Annotated in this window: 2 protein-coding genes; both read left to right on the top strand. The window is 59.0% G+C overall.

From position 1 onward, the window contains the following. The coding region (locus tag TSA66_RS14855) for a flagellin (RefSeq protein WP_040042620.1) at window positions 1-938 on the top strand (938 nt) is incomplete at its 5' end. A 365-nt stretch (window positions 939-1,303) separates the two neighbouring features. Beyond that, on the top strand, window positions 1,304-1,469 hold a 166-nt coding region (locus TSA66_RS26260; RefSeq protein ID WP_456299443.1), incomplete at its 3' end, for a flagellin N-terminal helical domain-containing protein.

Raw genomic sequence — 1,469 nt, 5'->3', positions numbered from 1 at the left:
CCGCCAGCACTTCGGCTGTCGCTAACCGGGTCGGCGCACAAACCCTGACCATCGCCGGCAAGGGCACGACCTCAACGGTCACCGTGGCTGCAGGCGCCACCGCCAAGAAGATTGCGGACGACACGAATGCTGTCACCTCGACCACCGGCGTTTCCGCAAGCGCACAAACCCAGGCTACCCTCGGCAGCCTGCAATCGGCCGGCTCGATCACCTTCAACCTGTACGGCAGCAACAGCAGCGCCGTGGCGATCGGTGCGACCGTCAGCAGCACCGGCGACCTGTCCTCGGTGGCAGCCGCCATCAATGCGCAAACTGCCTCCACCGGCATCAGCGCCTCGGTCAGCGGCGGCACGGTGACGATGCAGTCCAAGGACGGCTACGACATCAAGATCGAAGACTTCACCAACTCGGCAGGCGGCACCGCCGCTCTCACCGGTCAGGACCCGTTCGCCTCCACCGCGACCAACGTCGGCTCGGCAGTCACCCTGACCTCCGGCACCAACGACAGCAGCACCGTGGGCGGCCGCGTGAAGTTCAACTCGGCTGAAGGCTACACCATCACCACCAACTCCGGCACCACGCTGTTCACTGCCGCCAGCACGCCGCAAGCCTCGACGCTGTCTGCTGTGTCCGCCCTGGACATCAGCACTGTGTCGGGTGCTAATGACGCGATGTCGACCATCGATGCAGCGCTGTCAAGCATCGCTAGCTCGCGCGCTCAACTCGGTGCGATCCAGAACCGCTTCGCATCGACCATCAGCAATCTGACGACTACGGCGGAGAACCTCACTTCCGCACGCAGCCGAATCCAGGATGCCGACTTTGCGCAGGAAACGGCCAACCTCACCCGTGGCCAGATCCTGCAGCAAGCCGGCACCGCGATGCTCGCGCAAGCGAACTCGCTGCCTAACGGCGTGCTCGCCCTGCTGAAAGGCTGATTGAAATAAATTCAATCCTCATTGTCGATACCCCGGCCGAAGTACTGGCCGGGGTATTTCGTTTTTGCCTTTCGTTTCGCTGTCCGCTTTTTGCGGGCTTGCTCCCTCGAAATCGCAGTCGGATCACCAATCTTGATTAAGAATAGAAAATAGTAGTTAAGAGCTAAAGATTTCCTAAATTCTTCCGATAAAGAGATACCCGGCTCGGGTGCAGGCTAGATCGGAAAAATTATCAAGTCCACAAGGCCTAAAGTTTTTCCAGTCTCGCCCGATAAATCTGGTGACGGAGGTTGTTCGCAAGATTAGAGCAAACCAAAGTTAGCAGAGCTTGAGCCGGAAATTTAGATCCTCTAAGGAGAAAGAAAATGGCATCAGTCATTAACACCAATACCGCGTCGTTAAATGCCCAGCGCAATCTGACCTCGTCGGCATCCTCACTGGCCACTTCCCTGCAACGCCTGTCTTCCGGTCTGCGCATCAACAGCGCCAAGGACGACGCTGCAGGCCTGGCGATTGCCGACCGCTTCACGT

The sequence above is a fragment of the Noviherbaspirillum autotrophicum genome (genome assembly GCF_000818395.1).
Classification (GTDB): domain Bacteria; phylum Pseudomonadota; class Gammaproteobacteria; order Burkholderiales; family Burkholderiaceae_D; genus Noviherbaspirillum; species Noviherbaspirillum autotrophicum.
The sequence above is the reverse complement of the archived record's forward strand: the minus strand, read 5'-3'. Positions and strand labels throughout refer to the sequence as shown.